The 1,013-nt window shown below is 71.3% G+C and carries 1 protein-coding gene; it reads right to left on the bottom strand.

Annotated features, from left to right (window positions below):
• Window positions 1–5: 5 nt before the first annotated feature.
• Window positions 6–1,013, bottom strand: a 1,008-nt coding sequence (locus ACFV9M_RS42050; RefSeq protein WP_385079940.1) for an MFS transporter, incomplete at its 5' end; no start/stop codon positions are given.

The following is a 1,013-nucleotide window of genomic DNA, read 5'->3' on the forward strand; positions in this document are numbered from 1 at the left end:
GCGGCCTACTTGGTGGTGGGGGTGCGGAGGAAGAGGGTGGTGGTGAGGGCGGTGATGAGGACGAGGGCGGTGTTGACGGCGATGGCGGTCTGGATGCCGTGGAGGGTGCCGGTGACGGTGGTGGTGGTGATGGCTCCGGTGGCGATGGCGCTCATGATGGGGGTGCCCATGGTGATGCCGATCTGCTGGCTCATGGTGGCCAGTCCGGTGGCCATGCCCTGTTCGTGGTCGGGCAGGCCGCTGGTGGCGGTGACCATGAAGCCGACGATGAGGAGCATGTTGCCGACGCCGCCGATGAAGGTGGCGGGCAGGAGCAGGGCGAGGCTGGTGGTGGTGGTGCCCAGGGCGATCAGGGCGGCGGTGGCGGCGGTCTGGACGAGGGCGCCGGTGATGAGGGTGGTGCGGGTGGTGGTGCGGGCGATGACGCGGGGGGCGATGGTGCCGCCCAGGACGGTGCCCAGGCCCAGGACGCCGAAGGACAGGCCGGCGGCGAGGGGGGAGAAGCCGAGGACTTCCTGGAGGTAGAGGGTGAGCAGGAAGACCAGGGAGGTCTCGGTGACGAAGGCGAGGACGCCGGCGATGTTGCCCCAGGCGACGGTGCGGCGGTGCAGGACGGTGACCGGGACCAGGGGGGCGGAGGCCTTGCGTTCGACGAGGTAGAAGGTGATGAGCAGGAGGATGCCGGCGGCCAGGACGAGCAGGGCGGTGGGGTCGCTCCAGCCGTGTTCGCCGGCCTGGGTGAAGCCGAAGACGACGGCGAGGAGGCCGAGGGTGACGGTCAGGGCGCCGGGCAGGTCCAGCCGGGGGCGGGTCTCGGGGCGGGACTCGGCCAGCACCATCGGGGCGATGACCAGGACGGCCGCGGCGACGGGCACGTTGATGAAGAACGCCCACCGCCAGGACAGCAGGTCGGTCAGGACACCGCCGAGGATGGCGCCGGTGGTGAAACCGGCCGACATCAAGGCCCCGTTCAGGCCCAGGGCCTTCTGCCGCAGCGGGCCCTCGGGGAAGGA

The sequence above is a fragment of the Streptomyces sp. NPDC059895 genome (assembly GCF_042731035.1).
In the GTDB taxonomy this organism is placed as follows: domain Bacteria; phylum Actinomycetota; class Actinomycetes; order Streptomycetales; family Streptomycetaceae; genus Streptomyces.